Origin of the sequence: Allofrancisella guangzhouensis, assembly GCF_000815225.1 — a bacterium.
GTDB classification, from domain to species: domain Bacteria; phylum Pseudomonadota; class Gammaproteobacteria; order Francisellales; family Francisellaceae; genus Francisella; species Francisella guangzhouensis.
In genome coordinates, this window is record NZ_CP010427.1 from 940,404 (window position 1) to 964,386 (window position 23,983).

The window sequence follows — 23,983 nt, forward strand, 5'->3', positions numbered from 1 at the left end:
ATGGTGCTTTTTATTGATCATTATGATTCTTTTACTAATACTATAGTTGATTATATTACTTATCTTGGTCATAAGGTTTTAATAGTTAAAACAGATGATAATACACCAAAATTAAATAACTTTAGCCATATTGTGATAGGACCGGGTCCAGGGCATCCAGACGAATTAACAAAACAATACCAAGTTATTAAATACTGCGAGCAAAATAATATTCCTTTATTAGGTATATGTTTAGGCCATCAGTTAATAGCTCAATATTATGGTTCTAAAATCATAAAAGCTAAACAAGTTTATCATGGTAAGAATTCAGTAATTAGACAAATAAATCATTCTCCAATTTATTTTAATCACCCAGAAAGTTTTGAGGTTACACGTTATCATTCTTTAATAGTAGATGAGGTTAAAAAGCCTCTTATTACTACAGCTATAACTAGAGATGACGAGATTATGGCTTTTCAACATAAAAGTTTAAAAATCTTTGGAGTTCAATATCATCCAGAGGCTTATTTAACAGAGTATGGATTAAATACCCTAGGTAATTTTTTAAAGTTATAATTAATTATTTATTTCCGATAAGGTTCTTTTTTTTCTTCTTCAAACTTACTTCGATAGAGGCTAAAGCTATTACTTTTGTGGCTATTATTATTTTTATAATTTGTGAAAACCATTAGTAACCTATTTTTTAATTTAAGCCCACTATTAAAGTAATCATCAAAGCTTTTTATTTGTTCAGTTACAGATAGAATAGTTTCATAAAATTCTATAACTAGTTCCTTAGTATAATTTGTTATGAAGTGAGAAAATCCTATTTCATGAATCAAAGTAATTGATCTTCCCATAGAGTAAAAGAAAAATAAAGGTGAATTAATATTTTGATAATCAAAAATATAGTTTATTATAGTTTCATTATTATCTATCTTTTTAAGTATAGCTATTAAGCTCTTTAGGAAAGGAAGAAGTACGTAATCCTTCAAGTCATCAAAAGTACCTCGATTCTCAGGAGATGTGTAGCTATAGTAGGTAATAGGTACAATTTGATCATCATAGCATCTCGTTAGATCTAATTTTATATCTTTAATATTACAAAGTGAAGGTAACTCACTTGTAGTCTCAGTAAATGATTTTAGTTTGCTGAGGTGTTTCCTACGGTTATCAAAAAAAGTATCATCACTATTATAAGCGGTAGAACCATCTGTGTTTATAGCTGAGTGAGTTTTGTCTCTTTTAATAGTTCTTCTAATAGGTGAAGGCACATCTTCAACATAATTTAATACTTTTTTAAGGTTTGTTAATAGTTTATAAAAACTTCCGCTTTTTTTCCTGTATTTTTGAGGTTGTGGTAGAATAGGTTGTTGAAATTGATCTGGTTTATTAAGTAATATAAAAGTTTCTTGATTTGCTGTATATTCTGTAATCGCCTCAGATCCATCATAGGCGTTTATAAAAGAATCTAAAACAATAGTTGCTTGACCCTTAGTATTGCAGGCATTTATTTCTTTTAGCAACTTGTTTGCCTCATTTACATGATGACGGTTTTTAAACAAATTACGAGGTTTTATGTAGTTATTTACTTCTTGTTTAACATTTTGCTTAAATTTTTCTAATATCATGATTAAAATAATAATTTTTTTTTTATTTTTTAATATACAAAATTTCGTTATTTTTTTAAATTAAAATTTGAATTTTATTTTTTATTACAAGGTGGTTCTATTAATGAGAGCGTGAAATTTTTGCGATCATAAAGCTATAAGTCTTTTATACCTAACTTACAGATGATAGATAGGTTTTGAAATCAATATAAACAGTTGAGGGTGCGAATATAGAATATAAATTTTAGTGGTCTTTTAAAAATCAAAAAGGCACAGGATATTTTCTCCTAACTTTTTCAATATCGATTAATACTTCTGCTGATAAGCTTAAATTTATAGCTTCAATATTATTTCTAAGCTGCTCCATAGAAGTTGCTCCGATGATACTACAACTCATATACGGTTTTCTTATGGTAAAAGCTATAGCCATCTGGCAAATATCAAGATTATGTTTTTTTGCTACATCTATGTATGCAGCTACCGCTTCATCATTTGTCGCTAGTCTAAAAGCATAACGATCTTCTTGACCGTCTAAAATCTCAGCTGACATTCTAGCACCCTTAGGTCTAGCTCCATTAAGATATTTACCTGTTATTATTCCTTGCTCAAGAGGTGACCATGCAAGATAAGAAATATCCTCAAGAGCACAAGTTTCCATAACGTCAGTTTCATCTCTTCTTCTATTAAGATTGTACTCGTGTTGAATACTTTGAATGCGTGGTAAATTATGTTTTTCAGCTAACTTAATAAATTGGTTAATTCCCCAAGCAGAATCATTAGACAATCCAAGATATCTTATTTTTCCTGCCTTTATTAGTTCATCACATGTTTGTAGAATTTCTAAAATATTATCAATAATTTGATTTTTATTTTCATTCCCAACTGAAGGCTCAAAATCCCACCAATTGCCAAAATGATAATATGCTCTATTAGTAGGCCAATGGAATTGGTAAAGATCAATATAATCAGTCGATAAACGCTTTAGACTATCATCAACAGCTGTGATTATGTTTTGTTTGTCAGTTTTGGGATTTTTTTCATTTCTTGCCCACTGCATGGGTGAAAATTTAGTTGCTAAGATTACTTCTTGACGCTTTTTTATAGCTTTAAACCAATTTCCTATAATAGTTTCTGTATCACCATATCTTTTAGCTGTAGGAGGAATGGGATACATTTCTGCTGTGTCCCAAAGATTAACTCCTTGGGAGAGAGCATAATCCATTTGTTCAAAACCTTCAGCTTGAGTATTTTGTCTACCCCATGTCATTGTTCCAAGGCAAATTCTACTGATATCTATATTTGTTGATCCTAATTTTGTATATTTCATTTTTAAATTGAGAAGTTATTTTTGAAAATTATAACAGGTCTATGATCTTATGACCATAATGTGGAGTAAGAGCTTATAAGTTAGGTTTAATAATAGGGTTTTTCTTGAACATAAATTTATATTTTATAGTTATCTATTGCTATAATCTTATCATAAGTTATATTTTTTATATTTGTTAAATGTATAGACAAATTTTTATAGATACGGAAACTACAGGTTTTGACTTTAAAATTGGTAATAGAATTATCGAGTTCGGAGCTGTAGAGGTTATTGATAGGAAGATAACAGGAAATACTTTACATTTTTATTGTAATCCAAATTTTGAAGTTGAAGCAGGGGCGTTAGCTATACACGGTTTAACAAATGAGTTTTTGGCAGATAAACCAAATTTTGAGGAAAAAGTTGACGATATGATAAAGTTCCTTAAAGGTGCGGAGGTTATTATTCATAATGCTGCTTTTGATGTGCCATTTATTAACTGGGAATTGGGTTTACTTAGAGACAATAAATATGGAAAGCTAGAGGATCATGTTGCTAATATTATTGATAGTTTAGAAATAGCTAGAAAAAAACATCCATTACAAAAAAATAATTTAGATTCTTTATGTAAGCGTTATGCTATTAGAAATGATCATAGAACATTTCATGGAGCTTTACTAGATAGTGAGCTTTTAGCGGATGTTTACCTTGCTATGACTGGCGGGCAAACTAAGCTGTCACTACAAGCATACAAGTCTGCAACTAAAGATAGTGCAGATATAGATTTTGAAAAACTAAACCTACGTCAAGCAAGTGTTTTTAACCTTGAAGAGCATAATAAATATCTCAAAGAAGTACTAAAACTAGAAGAAGAAATTAGATGGTAAAAAGGCCTATATTTATAGAAGCTGATAAAGATGATCTTGTATTAGTTGGAAAAGATTTCTTCCAAAGAGATGTATATCTAGAAAAAAATACCTATAAAGCGTGGATAGCCTTACATGCGGCTGCTAAGTCTGATGGTATCGAGCTTTTTATTGTATCTGGGTTTAGAAGTTATGATTATCAACAAAAAATTATTGATAGAAAATTAGCTAATGGTCAAACATTAGAGCAAATTAGCAAAGTAAATGCTTTAGTGGGAGAGAGTGAGCATCATACTGGTAGAGCTATGGATTTAACAACCTTGAATGAAAAAGAGGTTTTAACTGAAGAGTTTGAAAAAACAGCTGCTTTTATGTGGCTTAAAAAAAATGCTTTAACATATGGTTTTATAATGAGTTTTCCTCGAGATAATAAATACGGCTTTATTTATGAGCCATGGCACTGGTATTATAAAGATGAAGAAATTAAATAAACTAACTTTGATTTGTTGGCTATTTTTCTTATTAAGTAGCTGCAGTAGTACTTATAAAGATACCAAAGATGATCTTACTAAGATAGAGTTTGATTCTGGTAATTACCCTAAAATGTTTTTTTCTGTCCGTGAGGAGTTAGCGCAGGCAAATTTAAAGCCAGCAATTAAAAGCAATAAACATATAGGGAATATAAAACAGCTAAAAAATTTAAATAATTTAGAATCTGGAAGGTTGCTGCAATTAGATGATCAGTACAAAACTTCTATAGATGAATATAATAAAGCATTAACCACTATCGCTACAACAAAAGATGAGGCTATAAAGCAAGCAAGAGCAATATTGTTAAACAAAGACACTTATGATTATTATGGTACGGATAATACATACGTAATTCCTGATTATGCTATAAATTTCTTGTACATATATCAAGCTTTAAACTATTTAAAACAAGATAACCCAAACTTTGCACTTAAGTTGTTAAAGCAGCTAGATGATGCTAAATTCTGGACCCTTCAGCAAGATGGTATAGCCAAAGCAATGGCTAAATTAGCACAAAAAGAACTTAATACAAATGTTGTCAATATAGATGATTTAGGAGTTAAAAATTTCAAAAATCTGAATGATATGATTAGTTTTTCCAGTAGAATTCCGAACTCATATGGTAACCCTATGGGTTATTATTTAACTGCTATTTTAGACGGTTCTATTTCTAAAGACTATAATGCTGGTCTAACAAGCTTGATCAAAGCCCAAGAATATACAGTTGGAAATCATTATATTGATCAAACAGTACAAGAATTTTACTCTGCAATAGAAAGCCAAACCTCACCGCTTTCGATGGGAATGGGTAGGATAGTAGTTTTTTATGAACAAGGATTAATTAATACCAGAAAATCTATAAAAGTGCCTTTAGATGTTGGTAATATTGGAGTTAGGAAATTCCAATTGCCTATTTACAATACACAATACCAGTTTTTTGAGCCTAAAAAAGTTATCATCTCAGATGATAATAGAGAATTAGTAAATACTTATACAGAAACATTATTAGATGGTACTTTATTTGCTACAAAATCTTTAGTGGCTGAATATCATAAGATAATTATGCAAAATACAGTTATTGAAATGTTTAAACATAATTATGATAAAAAGTTTGCTTTAGGTGGATTGCTAGGCAGTAAGTTGAAATTTGATTTATCAAAAACAGAACCAAAACAAGCTGATCTAAGAAGTTGGCTACTACTGCCAAATAGTATAGATTTATTTGAGCAACAGATAGATAGTGGAACTTATACTATTCAAATAAACAGTATCCGCCAAAAAATACTAGTCCAACAAGGTAAAACAACTTTACTATGGGTTGTTGACGTTGGTAGCTTTAAAAAAGTTTTTTATTTTATTGTTTGATATGAGAATTAATGATTTTTTTACTAAACCTTATCATATGGATGTTTCATCAAAACTATTACGTCAGCAACGTGGTTGATAACGTTATCGAATTTTATATTTTTAGCCATACTTGTAACATAAATAATACAGTGACTATACAAAATTTCTAGCTGTAATAATATTTACTCTCTACAGGCTAAATGATATAACTTAATTAGAATATTCATAATAATACGTAAGGAAGCGTTGTATGAAAAAAGTCTTGATCTTAGGTGCTGGGCGTGTAGGTTCTTTAGTGTCATGTTTGCTTGTAGATAGTGGTCAATACATTGTCCATTTGGTTGATAAAGCTGCATCTGAAGATAAACCAACTTTAGAGAAAAATAGTTCAAATCTTGAATATATCGAATTAGATGTAACTAATACAGAAAAATTAGAAAGGTATGCTAAAGATAATAACTTTGATGCAGTAGTTTCTTGTTTGCCTTTTTATTTCAATAAAGGCATAGCAAGCTTAGCTGCTAAGTTAAACCTTAATTACTTTGACTTAACTGAAGATATTGAAACAACAAAATATATTAAAGATCTGGCATTTACAACGAATAATCTTTTTGCTCCTCAATGTGGCTTAGCACCAGGGTTTATTAGTATTGTAACTAATAATCTTTTGAGTGAATTTGAGCAGGTTGACACAGTACGTATGCGGGTGGGAGCTTTACCTCTTAATGTTTCAAATACGCTTCAATATGGTTTAACATGGTCTACTGAAGGTTTAATAAATGAGTACGCTAAGCCTTGTGAAGCTGTAGTAGGTGGGCAAAAAAGGATTCTAGCACCATTAGCTGATATTGAAGAGATTAAGATAGATGGGTTGACTTATGAAGCTTTTAATACTTCAGGCGGTGTTGGTTCTATGATTGAGACTTATAAAGATAAGGTCAAAAATATGAATTATAAAAGTATCCGTCATCCAGGACATTGTGAAAAAATGAAGTTTCTAATGCAAGACATGAAGCTTAGCGATGATTTAGGTTTAATGGTCAAAATTATGGATAATGCTCTTCCACGTATTAATCAAGATATAGTACTGATCTATGTTTCAGTAGATGGAATTCGTAAAGGCCTTAAGTCAGAACGACATTTTGCCCAAAAATACCCTTCTAAAATTATATTTGAAAAGCGTTTTTCAGCTTTACAACTAACTACAGCAACAAGCCTCTGTGTAACTATAGATATCATGTTAAATAAACAGCAAAAAGCTTCTGGGTTTATCAACCAAGAATCTATTTGTTTAAAAGAGTTTTATAGTAATAGATTTGGAGGTTACTACAAAAATTCAGGTCTTTTGATACAAGCTGAATAGGAGATAATTATGGGTATTTTAGAAAAACTTAATTTAGGTCTAGAAAATTATACGGTAAATGATAGTAGAAACACTATTGAGACCCTCAATCCATCTAATGGTCAAATTATTGCTAGAGTTGCAAATCATAGTGTTAAAGATATACAAGATGCTATTACAAAAGCTAAAGAAGCTTTTTTACAGTGGCGTCAAATACCGGCTCCAAAAAGAGGGGAGTTAGTTAGGCTAATAGCTCAAGAGCTACGTAAAAATAAAGATTCTTTAGGTAGTTTAGTATCATTAGAAATGGGTAAATCTAAACAAGAAGGTGACGGTGAAGTTCAGGAAATGATTGACATGGCAGATTTTGCTGTTGGTCAATCACGTATGCTCTATGGTGCAACTATGCATTCTGAAAGAGCTGAGCATAGAATGTATGAGCAATGGCACCCTTTAGGCGTAGTAGGGGTTATTTCAGCTTTTAATTTCCCTGTTGCTGTATGGTCGTGGAATGCGTTTTTAGCGGTGATATGTGGTAATACCGTAGTTTGGAAGCCTTCTGAAAAAACTCCTTTATGTTCTATTGCTGTACAAAATATTTGTCAAAAAGTTATTAAAGAAAATAACTACCCAGAAATTTTCTACACTGTTATTTCAAAGGATATAGAAGTTTCAAAGGCTTTAGTTAATGATGAAAGGGTAAGCTTAGTTTCATTTACGGGTTCAACAAAAGTAGGGCAAGATGTTGGACAGCAAGTGGCAAAGCGTTTTGGTAAATGTATCTTAGAGTTAGGTGGTAATAATGCAACAATAATAGATGAAACTGCTAATTTAAAGCTTGCTATACCTGGAGCTGTATTTGGAGCTGTTGGTACAGCTGGGCAACGTTGTACAAGCTTGCGTCGTCTTATAGTACACAAGTCTATTTATGGACTAGTCAAAGAAAAAGTACTTAATGCTTATAAGCAAATTAAAGTTGGTGATCCTTTGGATCAAAAAAATCTAATGGGTCCACTTATAGATCAAACTGCTGTTGACAATTTTATCAATACAGTTTCAAAAGCAAAAGAGCAAGGTGGTAAACTTATAATCGGTGGTAGACAAATTGAAAAGGAAGGTTTTTTTGTGGAGCCAACTATTATAGAAGCTAACAAAGATATGCCTATAGTAGCAGAAGAAAATTTTTGTCCAATTTTATATATTATGTCTTTTGAAAATATAGACGAAGCTATTGAATTAAATAATTCAGGCAATTATGGACTATCAAGCTCTATTTTTACTAATAATTTACAAAATGCTGAAAAATTTCTCTCAGGTCAAGGTAGTGATTGTGGTATCGCTAACGTAAATATTGGTACTTCAGGGGCAGAAATTGGCGGAGCTTTTGGCGGAGAAAAGTATACAGGTGGTGGTCGTGAGGCTGGTTCAGATGCTTGGAAAGCTTATATGCGTCGGCAAACAAATACCATAAACTATGGTAAAGAGTTACCGTTAGCACAAGGTATTAAATTTAACCTGGAGGTTTAAGGTTATGAATATAGATATTTTAAATAAATTATGGGAACAATATGTTGCTTTTAATCCTCATGTTACACAGATTTATGATTTGTTTGTCAAAGAAGGAGAAAACCCTATTAATGATCATATTGCATTAAGAACATTAGACGACCCAAGTATAGACATAAACATTTTAGCTGGAGTTTTTATAAGTAATGGATATAGTATATGTGGAAATTATGAATTTGATGTTAAAAAACTAAAAGCAATACATCTTGAGCATACAGATGAAAATCAGCCAAAAGTTTTTATAAGTCAGTTATTGACAAAAGAGTTTAGCTCTTTTGTTCAGGAAACTATGAAAAAATGTGTCAAAGCTATCCCGCAAAAGCTGTTAGATAATAAAGAACAACTTTTGGTTTCAGGTACTAGTTGGGGTGATTTAAGTTATCAAACCTATACTAAGCTTTTAGAAGAATCTGAGTATGCAGCTTGGTTTTATGCATTTGGTTTTAGGGTAAATCATTTCACAGTGCTTATAAATGCTCTAAAAAACTTTGATGAAGTAGCACAAGTAAATGAATTCTTGAAACGAAATGGCATAAAGCTTAACTCTTCAGGTGGAGAAATAAAAGGCTCTCCAGCTGATTTGTTAGAACAATCAAGCACTATGTCTGGTTTGATAGAAGTAGATTTTATTGAAGGTAAGAAGACTATACCATGCTGTTACTATGAATTTGCTAAGAGATACCTAGATAAAAATGGTAAGTTATATCAAGGTTTTGTAGCTAAATCAGCTGATAAGATCTTTGAGAGTACTAATTTTAAGAGTTAGTAATTTTATTAAAAATTTGCATTTAATTGAATATATGCTAAAATCTTGATTTGATATTTGGTAGGGTATTATACCTATACCCAAAACTTTTATGAACTTAATTAACTGGCATTTTTAAGTGAGGTGAGAGAAAATATGCCGAGCGTTAGAATTAAGGAAAAAGAGCCTTTTGACGTTGCTCTTAGAAGATTTAAAAGATCTTGTGAGAAAGCAGGGATAGTATCTGAGTTACGCGGTAGAGAATACTATGAAAAGCCAACTTGGGTACGCAAAAGAAAAAAAGCTGCTGCTGTAAAAAGGGCCTTCAAAAGCAATATAGTAGTAGAATAATTTGATTCACCTTGAGAGTATTTAGTTACTCTCATCTATTTTATTAGGAAATCTTGTTTATATAATGTCACAAATTTTTAATCAATTGACTCAAGACATGAAAGAGTCAATGAAAAATAAAGATAAAAATAGGCTAACTACTATACGTATGGCTATGGCTGCTATCAAGCAAAAGCAGATAGATGAAAAAATTACTATAACTGATGATATAGTGATTACTGTTATTGGTAAAATGATTAAACAAAGACAAGACTCTTATAACCAATACATACAAGCTAATAGAGTCGAGTTAGCAGAGGGGGAAAAAAGAGAAATAGAAATCCTTACAAGCTACATGCCAAAGCAACTAAGTGATGAAGAAGTAGTCGCAATAGTACAAAAAGCTATAGAGTCTGTAGGTGCTACTTCTATGAAAGAAATGGGGAAAATTATGGCATATGTTAAAGAAGAGTTAGCTGGTAAAACAGATATGAGTAAAGTCAGTGCTATAGTAAAATCAAATTTAGGATAGTTTTAGCTATTTTAAAATATGTCAAAAAGAGTTTCTAATAGTTTTATTAAGGATCTAATATCTAGCGCTGATATTGTTGATGTTATTTCACGCTTTGTTAAACTTAAAAAATCTGGTAAAAACTATAAAGGTTGTTGTCCTTTTCATAACGAGAAAACACCGTCTTTTTTTGTAACGCCAGATAAAAATTTTTTTCATTGTTTCGGTTGTCAAGAGTCAGGGGATACTATTACCTTCATAGAAAAAATTAATAACTTAGATTTTGTTGATGCTGTTAAAACTTTAGCAGAGATGGTAGGCAAGCCTATTGAATATGAAAACAATTCTCAAGAAGATGCACAAAAAGAGCAGCTATACAATAAGTGTATAAGTTTTTTAGGGATAGCACAAAAATATTACCGTTGGAATTTAGGTAATTCTAATTCTAAGGATAAAGCAGTAACTTACTTAAAAAAACGTAGTGTGAATAGTAATTTAGCAAAACTTTTTGGTATAGGGTATGCCTGTGAAGGGTGGAATAATATCCTTCAATTAGCATCTGGAGCAAAACTTACTGAAGATACACTAATTGAAACAGGTTTAGTAGTAAAAAACGATAACGGCAATATTTATGACCGTTTTCGTAATAGAATAATGTTTCCTATACGTAACATACATGGGGATGTGATAGCTTATGGTGGTAGAGTGTTGGATGATGGAGAAGGAGCAAAATATATTAACTCACCGGAAACCTTAGTTTTCCAAAAAAATAATATCCTTTATGGCTTATATGAGTATAGACAATTCAGAAAGCAACAGAAAAATGTAAGTGAAAGTTTGATCGTGGTAGAGGGGTATATGGATGTCATAGCACTAGCACAACATGGTTTTTATGGAGCAGTTGCTACTTTAGGGACAGCATTTTCCCAAAATCATGCAAAAATCTTATTTAGAGAAACTAGCTCAGTTGTATTATGTTTTGATGGAGACCAAGCTGGACAAAATGCTGCTATTAGAACTATCAAAATAGTATTGCCAATTTTAAACGTTAACAAAAAACTTAAGATATTAACTTTAGAAAATAATAAAGATCCTGATGATTATATAAATGAACATGGTTTAGAAGCTTTTCAGAATGCTCTAGATAATGCATTGCCAATAACGGAATTTTTAATTAGAAATTTTATAGGTGATCGAGATCTTAATAAAGCTGAAGCAAAAGCAGAAGTATTAGAAAATTTAAAAAACTTTTTAACGGAAGTAGAAGAAAACATCTATTCAGAAAGCATAATAGCTACGATATCTGACAAAGTAAATATAAAGGTAGAACAAATAAAAAAACTTTTAAAATTACGCAGCATGCCGAATCAAAAATTAGCTGTAAAACCTTATAATAAGAAGCTAAAGCTTTCTAAAAACTTGCTTTTAGAACAAATATTATTAGCAGAAATTTTTGTTAATATACAGGATTTTAAAGAATTACAAAAAAATACTACTTTTGAAATATTTTCTGCTTCACAAAATCTAGATATTTTGGTAAAGAGCTTGAAAATTCTTAAAGAGGACTCATTTAATGAAATTGAGGTTATTATGCTTATACAACTATTAGTAGAAGATTACCCAGAGCATCGAGAGTACTTTTTTGAAATTTTGAGTTATGGCATTGAAAATACAATTAAAAAACATGCCAAAGAAGCTGAATATCAAAAGCAAATAGTGGATATGTTAAAAAGACTTGAGAATCTAAGCGTAAGGCAGCGACTTAAATACTTAGCATCATTGCCACTTAGGACAGAGATCCAAGAAATGGAACGTAAATATTTGGTAGCAAGATTAGGTGTTTAGTTTAATAAATATAAATAAAAAAATAGAAATTTTATTGGAGTGTTAGATGACAAAAGAAGATTTGCTCTCAGATCTAAAAGATTTAATCATCGATGGTAAGGAAAGAGGCTACTTAACTAGAGCTGATATTTTGGATGCCTTACCCGGCGATGTTTCAGATGATCCTAAAAAATATGAGGAAATAGAAGCGATACTGGTAGATGCTGGGATTGATGTTTATGATAGGACTCCAGAATTAGAAGAAGAAGATGAGCGTAAAGTAAGTGAAGCAAACCTTGATGATTTAAAAGGAAAAACTTCTGATCCTATACGTATGTATATGCGAGAAATGGGCATAGTAGACCTTTTAGATAAAAAAGGTGAGACAGAAATTGCAATAAGAATTGAAGAAGGTACAACAGAGGTTTTTAGTACTATTTTGAGTTACCCGATAGTTATTAAGACATATATAGAAAGATTTCGTGAATTAGAAGAGAAGGCTATCGAATATATGGCTTCTCAGGAAATAGAAGAAGAACCTGTAGCTAAGTATATCAGGTTTAATGAAATAATGGCTGGATTTAGTGATGAGCAGGAAGTCGAGGAAAAGCTAGCTGAAAGTGATCATGACGAAAAAATAGATACTCAAAGAGCATATGAGTTTTTTACAAATCTTGAAAAAATGTATGAACAATATCAGGAAAATCAAAACAAAAAGCTCTATACAAAAATAGTCCAAGAATTCGATAATCTAAGGTTATCAACATCACACTTACAAAAACTAGTAGACTATATCAGGTTACCATTTGCACGCGTTAGAGAATTAGAAAGAAAAATTCTAAGGTTAAGTGTAGAAAGAGCTAAAATTCCTCGCCAAGAATTTTTAAAAATATATAAAATAGGTAAAATAGATTGGCTTGAGCCTCTTACTAAGAAATATAGATTTACAGAGAATGTTATCCGTGAGATAGAAACACTTACTAAGCAGATAAATCAATTTCAAAGTTTAATGATGATGGATATTGAAGAGCTTAAAAAAGTAAATTTAGATATTTCAAAAAGTGAAGCTAAAATTACTCAAGCTAAAAAAGAAATGATAGAAGCCAACTTAAGGCTAGTTGTTTCTGAAGCTAAAAAATATACTAATAGAGGCTTACATTTCTTAGATATTATTCAAGAAGGCAATATTGGTTTGATGAAGGCTGTGGATAAATTTGATTACCGTAAAGGTTTTAAGTTTTCGACTTACGCTACATGGTGGATTCGTCAAGCTATCACACGCTCTATTGCTGACCAAGCTAGAACTATTCGCGTGCCAGTGCATATGATAGAAACTATTAATAAGGTAAATAGAGTTAAGCGCCAGATTATGCAAGAAAAAGGACGTGAAGCTACAGAAGAGGAGATTATCGAACATACACCAAATATGACCAAGGAAAAGCTTAAGAAGATCCTTAATATTTCACATACTCCTATTTCTATGGAAAGTCCAATTGGTGATGATGAAGATTCTACAGTAGGTGATTTTATTGAAGATAAAAATAACTATTCTCCTATAGAATCGGCAAACCTAGAGAATCTAAGAGAAGCAATCAAAGAACTTATAGAAACAGGGCTAACTGAAAGAGAGGCTAAAGTTTTGATGATGCGTTTTGGTATAGGTATGAATACAGACCATACCTTAGAAGAAGTTGGTAAACAATTTAATGTAACCAGAGAGCGTATTAGACAAATTGAGGCAAAAGCTCTTAGAAAACTTAAACACCCATCTAGATCATCATTCTTAAAGACTTTTTTGTAGTAGGGTCTAATATTTCTTTTAATTCTGACTCTTTCATATCTGTTTCAGCTATAGCAATTTCTAGTATAGATTTATCTAGCTTTATATCTGGCCTTGACTTACTTATTTTAGGTCTTATTTCTTTACTCCATAGATATTACGGTATTTTTACCTATGCCAAACCTATCTGCTGTAGCTTGAAAAGTTAAATCTTGAGACTCTTTTATGGATAATACTTTTTGGCGAAAATCTAAGGAATAAGTCATAAATACAAATGAAATATATTATAAATAAAATATAATAATTTTACTACGTTTTATTACAAACGTGATTATTATTTTGTGGTTTGATGTAGGATCTATACTATAGTTAAATTAGAATTTCATAATTTGAATTTCATGACCAAGCTGTTGTAGGATTATAATATTTACTTATAAACAGGAAATTTATCACAAAGCTCTAAAATTTGCTTAGCGACGTTTTTTTCTATTTGCTCATTGCCGCAGTTAAAAACTATGTCAGCTAGTAAGTTTGCAACAAGTTCGCTTTCAGCTTCTCTAAATCCACGAGTTGTAATAGCAGGGCTACCAATTCTTAAACCACTAGTTATAAATGGTGAACGAGGATCGTTTGGAATAGAGTTTTTATTTACAGTGATATTTGCTCTACCTAGTGCAGCTTCAGCTTCTTTACCAGAGAAACCTGTGTTTGTAATATCTAAAAGTAATAGATGATTATAAGTTCCACCAGATATTATATTAATATTACGTTGTTTAAGTACTTTTTCCATAGCTTTGGCATTTTTTAGTACTTGTTTTTGGTATTCTACAAAGCTTGGTTCTAAAGCTTCTTTAAAAGCAACTGCTTTAGCTGCTATTACATGCATTAAAGGACCACCTTGGATACCTGGGAAAATAGCTGATTGGAATTTCTTAGCTAGCTCTGGATTATTGTTGCAAAGGATTAAACCGCCACGAGGTCCTCTAAGGGTTTTATGTGTAGTAGTAGTTGCAACATCTACATATGGAAATGGGCTAGGATATAGGCCTGTTGCTACTAAACCAGCCACATGAGCGATATCTGCCATGAGTACAGCATCTATAGAGTCGGCAATTTCTCTAAATTTTTTCCAATCTATAATTCCTGAGAAAGCAGAAAAACCAGCAATTATCATTTTTGGTTTATGCTCTTTTGCTAGCGCTGCTACCTGATCATAATCAATATCGCCAGCCTCATTGAGACCATATTGTATAGAGTTGTAAGTCTTTCCTGAGAAATTAACTTTACTTCCATGAGTTAGGTGTCCACCAGCACTTAGATCCATACCAAGTACAATATCACCTGGCTTTAGTACAGCACTATAAACAGCTGCATTTGCTTGAGAACCAGAGTGCGGTTGCACGTTAGCGTAGTCAACATTAAAAAGTTTTTGAGCTCTTTCAATAGCTAATTTCTCAGCTATATCGACATATTCACAACCACCATAGTATCTTTTGCCGTGGTAACCTTCAGCATACTTATTTGTTAGCTGTGATCCTTGTGCTTCCATTACAGCAGGGCTAGCATAGTTTTCTGATGCGATAAGCTCTACATGTTCATGTTGCCTTTTAATTTCGAGTTCTATAGCATCAAATATTTCTTTATCAGTATTTTTTAGGCTATTTTTATCTCGGCTAAACATATATCGGTTGTCTCCTGATATTTTAAAATGAATAAAATAAGTTGAATATTCTAGATTATATCTTATATCCTTATATATAGTAAATAAATAACAGATAGTAAATTATGGGTAAAGTTATAGATTTAGATGAGGTTGAACGCCTTGAGCGAGAAGAGGAAAACGCTCATTACCGACTGTCAAGGAGTAAAACTAGCGTAAAAAAAGATATGCTTGAAATTACAGATTTTGGTAAAGCTTTGGTTGATCTTAGTAATCAGCAGTTAGCGAAGCTTCCTATTTCTGATAACCTTCGAGAGAATATTGTAGCTGCTAAATCTATGCAGAAGATAGCTTTAAAAAGACAAACCCAATTTATAGGTAAATTATTGCGGAAGTTAGATAATATTGATGAAATTCAAAAAGCTTACGATCTAATTATAAATAAAGATAAGCAAATCAATCTTTTATTTCATCGTTTAGAAAATATCCGTGATAATCTTTTATCTTCTGATAAAGATAAGAGTAATCAAGCTTTAGATAGTTTAATCAATGAATTTCCAGATATAGATATTCAAAAATTAAGACAGTTAATTAGATCTCATCATAAAGAAGCAGAAAAAAATAAACCCAAAAAGTCATATAGAGAGATATTCCAGGTAATTAAAGAATTACATACATCAAATAACTAATACTAGTGATTTACCATTAAGCCTACTAGTTAACCTATATTTTTTTGAAATATTTATAATCAATCAGCTATAATAGACCTAAGGATGGCTATAGTATTTTAAAATAGGTTAATTATAATTATGCAGCAACTAAAAGATATTCAGTCTCTTATAGAAAAAGATATTCAAGACAATAACCAATTTATAAAAGATTCATTATCTTCAGATGTGGTACTTATTAACCAAATTAGCCATTATATCATAAATAGCGGTGGTAAAAGATTACGTCCTCTTTTAGTGATGCTATTTGCTAAAGCTTTAGGTTATCAAGGGCAAAAGCATTTATCGTGTGCTGCTATTATTGAATTTATCCATACAGCCACATTATTACATGATGATGTGGTGGATAATTCACAATTACGTAGAGGTAAGCAAACAGCTAATAACGTTTTTGGTAATGCTGCTAGCGTTTTGACAGGTGATTTTCTCTATTCTAGAGCTTTTCAGATGATGGTTGATCTGGATAATATGCAGGTTATGCAAATACTTGCTGATGCTACAAATAAGATTTCAGAAGGTGAAGTTTTACAGCTTTTAAACGCGCGAAATTCTGAACTTACAGAAAAATGTTACATTAATGTGATCTATTGCAAAACAGCTAAGCTTTTTGAGGCAGCATGCGAGTTGGCTGGAGTTATTAGCTTAGATAAAACTCATTACGAAAAACATAGTCAAGGTATTAAAAATTTTGGTGTTTATCTTGGTAATGCCTTTCAAATAGCTGATGACGTTTTGGATTATATTTCTAATGCTGAAAGTTTAGGTAAAAATATCGGTGATGATTTAGATGAAGGTAAAATGACTTTACCTACTATTTATGCATTAACAAATATTTCTGTTGAAAAGCAAACTATTTTAAAAACAGCAATAGAGCAAGGGAAATACCACATAAATGAAATAATAAATATAGTTAAAACTAGTGGGGCAATAGAGTATTCCTATAGTGTAGCATGTAAATATGCTGAGCTTGCTAAACAGGCAATACAGTTTTTGCCAAATAGTGATTATAAAAAAGCTATGTGTTTATTGTGTGATTTAGTGGTTAAAAGAGAAAAATAAAAAATCAGTCAAATGAGTTTAGGTACGAAGATAAATAATAACTTTCAATTATAGTAAATTTATTTTTTAATTTTTATTTTTGTGTTAAAGTATATTACTTCAAAGTAAAAATTAAAATAAATTTATTGTGATTGATAGTGATGAATTATTAATTATAGGTGCTGCTTTAGTACAAACTGTTCGGCACTATATACCATACTCAATGAATATGTGTGAGAGAGGTCAACTGTTCTATGAATATACAAATACAGCCTTATATGTAAAGCTTAGAAAAGACATTACTGATTCAAGGACAGTTACCCAGAAGCCTATTGGTTATATTAAAAAAGCACAAGCTGCTTTATCCCTTGGTACCGCAAATTGCGGTCGTCTAGTAGATGCTGCAATGTATATTTGTAATTTAATTGAAACTGCCTATCATGAACAAATTTATGCAACGGAGATAATGGTTGGACAGAAAAATAATAATCATGTAGTGGTTATATTACATCAGTCAGAAAAATTGTTTAAATTTAGGAATGGTCATAAATTTACAAGTAATAATTTAAGGAATTTTTATATAGAAGATAAAGATAGCCTAAGAAATGCTGTAGTAGTTGATCCATGGATCTACCGGGCGGTAAAACTTTCTGAGTCTGACAAGCTTTTAGAAAGTGCAAAAAATCATAATGTAGAAGACTTCTATATAGGGATAATTAGTATAACCAATAAGACAAGAGTATCTGTCTTGTCACAAGATACAAACCATACAGTAGAATATTCATATTTGATAGATAAATTTTGGGATTTTTATAATGAACAAAAACAAAAATTAGATGATAGCCGAGAGTCTTTTGCTAGAGGTCGTAGATTTAGTAGTATCAAGAGAAGCTTAGAACGAGATATTCAGCAGTTCCAAAAAAAGCAAGAGCAACTGATCAGTTTAAGAGATTTTTTATTAGGTTGAAAAATAAATCATCAGGTTGGTACACTGGATGGAATCATAGTGATCGGAAAGGTCAAGCTATAAATTCTGTGGTTAATTACTTACAAACTTGTATAGATAATTATAAGTTCCCTAGTCAATGTGACTTAGAGTGTATTTTTAGGAGTACATTAATTATTTGTGCTGTAGTTAGAGGAAAAGATTTACCTAATCCATTATCCAAGGATAATATCAAGATGACTAAAACCGCTAAGGGTATTTTCTCTTTTGATGTAGTACCAAATAATAAATTGGCATTTGAGGCTGGTGAATTAAGTTTAGACTGGGTAAGAGAAGCAAGAAGAAACTATGGTGATAGGGATAGGTATAAAATTTTTTTAGGTAAACTAGAAGGTTGGAATCCTGGATTTAATGTTAGTAAACTATACACAAATAAAGATAATTATTATAAATTAGTTGAAGAAGCTATAGTTTATAGATTCTAGTTGGTAAGCCTTGTTGCAATAAATAATTACTATTCTACTTAAGTAAATTAAAGTTATACCACAATGAAATTTAGGTTAGTGATTGTTTGGTGCAGTGAAAACGCCAATTTATTATTTTTTATTACAAAATTTATTGCTTTTAAACAAAGTAATGATAAGCTTTTTTTTAAAAAAAGAACTAAAAACTTGATAGATAAAAAAATAAAAGATATTTTCAAAAAAATAATGTCAGAGTTTTATGTGAGTAGAACTTGTGATAGAGATATAAGAGATGACTACACTCATCTTTATTCTAAAAGAGAAACTCCTTACTTACATGATAAACAAATACTTGGAATTCAAGAAAAAAATACAGTTCTTACTGATAAATTTTATTTCCATAACGACGAATATGCGGCAAAAGTATACGAGTGGGAAAGAGATGATATTGGTAAAGCTTATGAATCCTTAAAAAAAGCAGGGTATTCTAACTGTAGGCTTCAAGCGTTGTTTTTATCACTTAATCTTAGGAAACATTATGAACATGTTTTTGTTACTGACTCTAGGGATCCTGTACATAGTTTTGTTGTTGTCAAACAAAAAATAGGTTGGGTGTTACTAGACCCATGGATAGGTTTTATTAGCAAGCTTTCTAACGATCTTGATAATATAAGTCCTGATATAATTGCAGACTCTACTGAAATCATATTCTCAGATAAATTTCTTACTAGAGAAAATGGGATAAAAGAAATATCTCCAGAAGGAAAAAAAATTGTTTACTTTGTAAAGGAGCTTTGTATTGAGAATCCTTTGTTTAGAGATGATCTTAAAAGAGTCTTTAAAGATATCAAACAAGAAATGTTTATTAATGAAATTGACAATATAACATTATTAGCTACTAAAATTACACTTGCACATTTTGATGTAGAAAAAAAAGGATTTGAACGTACTTCTCCAGTTGACCAATTAACAAAAAATAAAAGATCTTATGATTTTCTTTTTTATAAAAAAATCTGTATTAGAAATAGGTTAGCATATGCTCTTTTAAATTATATTAAAGAACGAGAACAAAAGGGTAACTATACATCATTGTTTAATACGGGTTTTTGTAAGGATGATAAAATAAGAGCAGCTAAAAAGCTTCTATGTATGTTATTTAATTCTAATAAGTTTTTATCAGAAGGAGAGTCTCCACCATTTATTTTATCTCCACAAGAGAAAGCGGCATTGCTTCAGGGAGATTTGGGAAAAAAGATAAAAAGTATAGTACTTAATAGTGAAATGGATGCCATCTCCTTATTAGAAATAATTTTTTATGATAGAAGTTTAGATGAATTAATAAAACAAAAGTTTCAACAAGATATAAATGGATAAGGCTTATTTCACAATTAGTTGGAAAGTGCCTTAAGAAATAGAAACCTCAATATTTTTGCCTAAAGCAGATAACCCCGACAGTGCTACAGAACATTCAAACATAAAAAAGCCCTTATTTCTAAGGGCTTTCAATATGGCGGAGAAAGAGGGATTCGAACCCCCGGACCTGTTACAGTCAACGGTTTTCAAGACCGCCGCTTTCGACCACTCAGCCATTTCTCCGAATTAATGTAGTCTATTATACAAATATTTGTAAGCTTTGCAATACTATTTGTTAAAAATAAAGACTATTCCCCATAAAAATGTTATAACACTTCAGTTGCTGCTCAATATTTGCGGTAGAGGTCACAATAAAGTTGTCAGTGAACTAATATAGACTTATTATTACACATCCGTGTAGTAATTATACCTATCTTTTTTAAATTCAGTTTGTAAGAATTGTGCTTTTTTAATTTCTTGGTAATGTAAGTCTGCTTTTTCTGAAAAATTATTCTTAAATTTTATTAACGTTTGGTATAACTCTTTAGATGGCGCTATATTCTCTAAATTTAAATGATATTGTGTTTTAGGTGTTATGTTAATACTTATATAATACCTTTTTCTAGAATCATTTAATTCGGCATATTCTATCGTATCCATCAATTTAGAGCACAAAACATCAATAGTTTTTACTGTTATTCTGCCTCCTTGGGAGTTTATTGCTTCATTATACATATACAATAAAAATGGTAGTTTTGAGGTATAAGCATTTATTATTTTATTTAGTTCTTTTTTAAAGCTTTGTCTATAAGTTATTCTTCCCTCATATTCATTAGAATAAAAAGTAGAAAACTTTTGTACATTTTCATCATGTCTTGTATTTAAAGCATTACACATATTAATTTTGTTGTCATATCCAACAACGGAAAAAGGAAATGGGAATGATAACTTTATCATTTCTTCATATAGAAATTTAGGTGTACCAACTTTATTGGCACCACACGCGACTAAACATATTTTTAGATAGGAGATATTTTCATAACATCCATTTGTTAAAAATGCTAGTATATCAACAATTTCTTTTATCGTTACATAACCTGAATTTAACTTATCATTTCCTGTTCCTAAAGAGTTTATAGATTGTCCGTGCCCAGAAATAAGTATTTTAACAAATTTATTAAAATGTGTTTTTAGCTCAGTTTTTACACTGTTCAAATATTTTGTAGTAAATTTCTTGGAGTTTAAAGGGTTAAAGCTTAAATTTATAATTGGGATGCTGTTAGACTTATCTAGTTTATGATTGCTTAATATATTACTAGGCTTTGCAATACCACTTGAAATGTCGATATGAGAAATATAAGGATTAACTCCGTATAGGCTGTTATATTTATATTCAAATAAGTGAACATCTTCTTCATCTGTATCAAGACTAATACCTTTATACATTACGTTCCAGTCATCAAAATAACCAAAATTTAATCCAAATATAAAATCATACACTTTACTCATTTTAAGGTATCCTCCACGTTAATTTATCTGGTTAGTTCTATTGTTAACTATTTTTATTGTTGTACTTTCTTATCATATTAAAAGTAAGCGGAAATGCCACCACCTCATTCCATCATTAGAATTTTAATGATCTGTTTTCATAGGTTCTTCTGCTAATTTTAAAAGCTATAAATTTTATATGCAATATATTTACTATTTTAGACTACGTAAATTTTTACTTATTACAGTTATAAAAAAATCTTATGTCTTATCAAAAAAAGACAGTTTAATAGAAATTCAAGGTAAACGAATTAAATAATTTTGCCTGTGTTATGGTTAGCCATAATAGCTGTTGTATATAGATTATTGTAAGTTTGTTATAACTAGGGATCAAACCTCTAAAGAAATACTGCCCTAGAATAAAAGGCTATATTCTAATAGACATTAGCTTTATTAGAAGTTATTATTTGCTTTAAATAAACTCTTTCATCATAAACTAAAAGAAGGTTATAGAAATGTCGCATAATAGATATCAGATTACCAAAAAAGTTACTATTGTCGGTATGTTTATAAATGCACTACTGGCAGTTGTTAAAGTTTTGGTTGGTGTGGTGGGTCGCTCTCCTGCGTTATTTGCAGATGGCATACATTCTTTTTCTGATTTATTAAGCGACGTGATGGTTTTATTCGCTGCAAAATATGCAAACAAAGAAGAAGATCATAATCACCCCTATGGTCATGAAAGGATAGAGACCTTAGCTACTTTGGTTTTGTCAGGGTTATTAATAGCGATTGGTTTTATGATTGTTTATCATTCAGTGGGTAGTTTAATAAATAGTAATTACAGCCAACCTGATAGTTATACAGCCTTTGCTGCTATTTTTTCAATTGTGGGTAATGAATTCATTTACCAATATACTATGAGATCAGCAAATAAAATTAATTCTGACTTACTTAGAGCTAATGCATGGCATAGCCGTTCAGATATGTGGTCATCAGTAGTGGTATTGGTTGGCTTAATTGGAGCATTTGCCGGTTTTGTATGGATGGATGCTTTAGCAGCCTTTGTAGTTTGCTGTATGATTGTTAAGATGGGTATTAAATGGGGGTATTCAGCTGTTGCAGAACTAATAGATGAAGGTGTTGATGAACAAACACGTGAAGCTATTAAAGAAATAATATCTAAGATAGAAGGAGTTAGAGATTTTCATTATCTTAGGACTAGAAAAATGGCTGGTAAGATCATTTTAGATGTGCACGTTTTAGTTGATAAATACTGTACAGCATCAGAAGGTCATTATATTGCTGAGGTTGTTAAGAGTAATATTTATCATAAAATAGATGATATTAAAGATATAACAGTTCACGTTGATGTTTCAGACCATGAAATTGGTGTGGTTAATTTAGAAAATTTTGAGCCTTCACGTCATCAAATACATGAATTAATTTTAGGTTTTTTTGCTGCTAATGGTCTTGGAGAGGACTTAATTTTAGATAAGCAAATGTCTATTTATTATTTTGACAAAAAGATAATAGTGGATTTATATGTTAAACGATCAAATGACCTTAGAAAGTATATAGAGCAACTAAAAAAATTAACTTATAAAAGTTATACAATCTATGTTAATGTATACTGTCAGTTATAGAGTATATTCACTATGATAAAAGTTAAGAATATAAGGCGTAGTTAAAAATATGAAAATTAGAAAAGCAGTTTTTCCTGTTGCTGGTTGGGGTACTAGGTTTCTGCCAGCGACTAAATCTTGTCCTAAAGAAATGTTAACGGTGGTTGATAAGCCATTAATTCAGTATGCTGTAGAAGAAGCAATAGAAGCTGGTTGTAAAGAACTAATATTTGTGACAAGCTCAAATAAGAAATCATTAGAAGACCATTTTGATAGAAATTTTGAACTTGAGTATTCTTTGGAAAAAAAGAAAAAATATGATTTACTGGAAACTGTAAAAAATATCATCCCTAGGGATATTAGTTTTTTCTTTGTGCGTCAACCAGAAGCTTTAGGGTTAGGTCATGCGATATTGTGTGCAAAACCTTTAGTGGGTATAGAAGATTTTGCTGTAATCTTACCTGATGATCTTATTTATAATCATGATTGCAGAACAGGGGCACTTAAGCAGATGGTAAAAACTGTCGAGGGTACTGATTTTAGAGGTTGTGTAGCAACTCAACAAGTTTCAAAAGATAAAACACAATCTTATGGGATAATAGCCAAAGATGATGAAAACCTTATAAAAGCAATTGTTGAAAAACCAACCCCTGATAAAGCTCCATCAACAAACGCTGTAGTTGGTAGATATTTGTTACCCAATAAAATTTTTAGATGTTTAGAAATGACTTCTGAGGGAGCTGGTGGAGAGATCCAACTTACAGATGCTATAGCAAAACTAATTGACAAGGAAGAGAAATTATTGGCTTATGAGTTTAAAGGAACTCGTTATGATTGCGGAAGTAAGTTAGGGTTTTTAATAGCTAATTATGAAATTGCTTTACAACATCCAGAACTTGGTGAAAAATTTAAAAACTATCTATCTAATAGGTAAAAAATAAGAG

The 23,983-nt window shown here is 30.9% G+C and carries 23 protein-coding genes and 1 tRNA gene; 18 read left to right on the top strand and 6 right to left on the bottom strand.

Annotation, left to right across the window (positions count from 1 at the left end; genetic code table 11):
* Positions 1 to 555 carry an anthranilate synthase component II gene (locus tag SD28_RS04440; protein WP_039124488.1) on the top strand — a complete coding sequence of 185 codons (555 nt, stop codon included), beginning with the start codon at positions 1 to 3 and terminating at the stop codon, positions 553 to 555.
* 8 nt (positions 556 to 563) lie between these two features.
* Here the strand turns inward: SD28_RS04440 and SD28_RS04445 are convergent, their stop codons facing one another.
* Both SD28_RS04445 and SD28_RS04450 read right to left on the bottom strand, forming a co-directional pair.
* Positions 564 to 1,610 carry a hypothetical protein gene (locus SD28_RS04445; RefSeq protein ID WP_039124490.1) on the bottom strand — a complete coding sequence of 349 codons (1,047 nt, stop codon included), beginning with the start codon at positions 1,608 to 1,610 and terminating at the stop codon, positions 564 to 566.
* A gap of 241 nt (positions 1,611 to 1,851) precedes the next feature.
* Positions 1,852 to 2,916 (bottom strand): aldo/keto reductase, encoded by a 1,065-nt coding sequence (locus SD28_RS04450; protein WP_039124493.1) that lies wholly within the window; start codon positions 2,914 to 2,916, stop codon positions 1,852 to 1,854.
* 179 nt (positions 2,917 to 3,095) lie between these two features.
* On the opposite strand from SD28_RS04450, the gene dnaQ reads away from it, so the two are divergent.
* The 10 genes from dnaQ (at position 3,096) to rpoD (ending at position 13,758) form a co-directional block, all read left to right on the top strand.
* Positions 3,096 to 3,782 (top strand): DNA polymerase III subunit epsilon, encoded by a 687-nt coding sequence (dnaQ, locus tag SD28_RS04455; protein WP_039124495.1) that lies wholly within the window; start codon positions 3,096 to 3,098, stop codon positions 3,780 to 3,782.
* Complete coding sequence (locus SD28_RS04460; protein ID WP_039124497.1) at positions 3,776 to 4,252, top strand: M15 family metallopeptidase; 477 nt, start codon at positions 3,776 to 3,778, stop codon at positions 4,250 to 4,252. Before dnaQ ends, SD28_RS04460 begins: the two co-directional genes overlap by 7 nt.
* Positions 4,236 to 5,657, top strand: a complete 1,422-nt coding sequence (locus SD28_RS04465; RefSeq protein ID WP_179943828.1) for a hypothetical protein — start codon at positions 4,236 to 4,238, stop codon at positions 5,655 to 5,657. Before SD28_RS04460 ends, SD28_RS04465 begins: the two co-directional genes overlap by 17 nt.
* A gap of 232 nt (positions 5,658 to 5,889) precedes the next feature.
* Entirely contained in the window at positions 5,890 to 7,002 is a 1,113-nt protein-coding gene (locus SD28_RS04470; RefSeq protein ID WP_039124499.1) for a saccharopine dehydrogenase family protein, read from the top strand.
* 9 nt (positions 7,003 to 7,011) lie between these two features.
* The gene (gene amaB, locus SD28_RS04475; RefSeq protein ID WP_039124501.1) at positions 7,012 to 8,508 is read left to right on the top strand and encodes an L-piperidine-6-carboxylate dehydrogenase; all 1,497 of its coding nucleotides are present in this window, start codon (positions 7,012 to 7,014) and stop codon (positions 8,506 to 8,508) included.
* A gap of 4 nt (positions 8,509 to 8,512) precedes the next feature.
* On the top strand, positions 8,513 to 9,313 hold the full coding sequence (locus SD28_RS04480) for a DUF1338 domain-containing protein (protein ID WP_039124503.1): 801 nt from the start codon (positions 8,513 to 8,515) through the stop codon (positions 9,311 to 9,313).
* 135 nt (positions 9,314 to 9,448) lie between these two features.
* A complete protein-coding gene (gene rpsU / locus SD28_RS04485) occupies positions 9,449 to 9,643 on the top strand; it encodes a 30S ribosomal protein S21 (RefSeq protein ID WP_039124505.1) in 195 nt (64 codons plus the stop codon).
* Positions 9,644 to 9,707: 64 nt separating this feature from the next.
* Positions 9,708 to 10,154, top strand: coding sequence for a GatB/YqeY domain-containing protein (locus tag SD28_RS04490; protein WP_039124508.1), 447 nt, complete (start codon positions 9,708 to 9,710; stop codon positions 10,152 to 10,154).
* Between the two features lie 18 nt (positions 10,155 to 10,172).
* On the top strand, positions 10,173 to 11,978 hold the full coding sequence (dnaG, locus tag SD28_RS04495) for a DNA primase (RefSeq protein WP_039124510.1): 1,806 nt from the start codon (positions 10,173 to 10,175) through the stop codon (positions 11,976 to 11,978).
* Between the two features lie 46 nt (positions 11,979 to 12,024).
* Positions 12,025 to 13,758, top strand: coding sequence for an RNA polymerase sigma factor RpoD (rpoD, locus tag SD28_RS04500; protein ID WP_039124512.1), 1,734 nt, complete (start codon positions 12,025 to 12,027; stop codon positions 13,756 to 13,758).
* 122 nt (positions 13,759 to 13,880) lie between these two features.
* Here the strand turns inward: rpoD and SD28_RS08250 are convergent, their stop codons facing one another.
* Together SD28_RS08250 and glyA are read right to left on the bottom strand one after the other, a co-directional pair.
* Positions 13,881 to 14,003, bottom strand: coding sequence for a hypothetical protein (locus tag SD28_RS08250; RefSeq protein ID WP_267904797.1), 123 nt, complete (start codon positions 14,001 to 14,003; stop codon positions 13,881 to 13,883).
* Between the two features lie 161 nt (positions 14,004 to 14,164).
* The gene (glyA, locus tag SD28_RS04505) at positions 14,165 to 15,418 is read right to left on the bottom strand and encodes a serine hydroxymethyltransferase (protein WP_039124513.1); all 1,254 of its coding nucleotides are present in this window, start codon (positions 15,416 to 15,418) and stop codon (positions 14,165 to 14,167) included.
* A gap of 104 nt (positions 15,419 to 15,522) precedes the next feature.
* Between glyA and yjgA the strand changes: the two genes are divergently transcribed.
* The 5 genes from yjgA to SD28_RS04530 all read left to right on the top strand — a co-directional run bounded on the left by yjgA (position 15,523) and on the right by SD28_RS04530 (position 19,947).
* Positions 15,523 to 16,086: a ribosome biogenesis factor YjgA gene (gene yjgA, locus SD28_RS04510; protein WP_039124515.1), complete on the top strand. Its 564-nt coding sequence runs from the start codon at positions 15,523 to 15,525 to the stop codon at positions 16,084 to 16,086.
* Between the two features lie 120 nt (positions 16,087 to 16,206).
* The gene (locus tag SD28_RS04515) at positions 16,207 to 17,184 is read left to right on the top strand and encodes a polyprenyl synthetase family protein (protein WP_039124518.1); all 978 of its coding nucleotides are present in this window, start codon (positions 16,207 to 16,209) and stop codon (positions 17,182 to 17,184) included.
* A 127-nt stretch (positions 17,185 to 17,311) separates the two neighbouring features.
* Entirely contained in the window at positions 17,312 to 18,130 is an 819-nt protein-coding gene (locus SD28_RS04520; RefSeq protein ID WP_039124519.1) for a hypothetical protein, read from the top strand.
* Positions 18,127 to 18,594: a hypothetical protein gene (locus tag SD28_RS04525; RefSeq protein WP_039124520.1), complete on the top strand. Its 468-nt coding sequence runs from the start codon at positions 18,127 to 18,129 to the stop codon at positions 18,592 to 18,594. Before SD28_RS04520 ends, SD28_RS04525 begins: the two co-directional genes overlap by 4 nt.
* A gap of 63 nt (positions 18,595 to 18,657) precedes the next feature.
* The gene (locus SD28_RS04530; RefSeq protein WP_039124521.1) at positions 18,658 to 19,947 is read left to right on the top strand and encodes a hypothetical protein; all 1,290 of its coding nucleotides are present in this window, start codon (positions 18,658 to 18,660) and stop codon (positions 19,945 to 19,947) included.
* Between the two features lie 134 nt (positions 19,948 to 20,081).
* On the opposite strand, the gene SD28_RS04535 is transcribed toward SD28_RS04530, so the two are convergent.
* Both SD28_RS04535 and SD28_RS04540 read right to left on the bottom strand, forming a co-directional pair.
* A tRNA-Ser gene (locus SD28_RS04535) sits at positions 20,082 to 20,169 on the bottom strand.
* A 162-nt stretch (positions 20,170 to 20,331) separates the two neighbouring features.
* Positions 20,332 to 21,435: a hypothetical protein gene (locus SD28_RS04540; RefSeq protein ID WP_039124522.1), complete on the bottom strand. Its 1,104-nt coding sequence runs from the start codon at positions 21,433 to 21,435 to the stop codon at positions 20,332 to 20,334.
* A 494-nt stretch (positions 21,436 to 21,929) separates the two neighbouring features.
* Here SD28_RS04540 and SD28_RS04545 point away from each other — a divergent pair, with 494 nt between their 5' ends.
* Positions 21,930 to 23,060 carry a cation diffusion facilitator family transporter gene (locus tag SD28_RS04545; RefSeq protein WP_039124523.1) on the top strand — a complete coding sequence of 377 codons (1,131 nt, stop codon included), beginning with the start codon at positions 21,930 to 21,932 and terminating at the stop codon, positions 23,058 to 23,060.
* A gap of 49 nt (positions 23,061 to 23,109) precedes the next feature.
* A complete protein-coding gene (gene galU, locus SD28_RS04550; protein WP_039124525.1) occupies positions 23,110 to 23,973 on the top strand; it encodes a UTP--glucose-1-phosphate uridylyltransferase GalU in 864 nt (287 codons plus the stop codon).
* Positions 23,974 to 23,983: the final 10 nt, after the last annotated feature.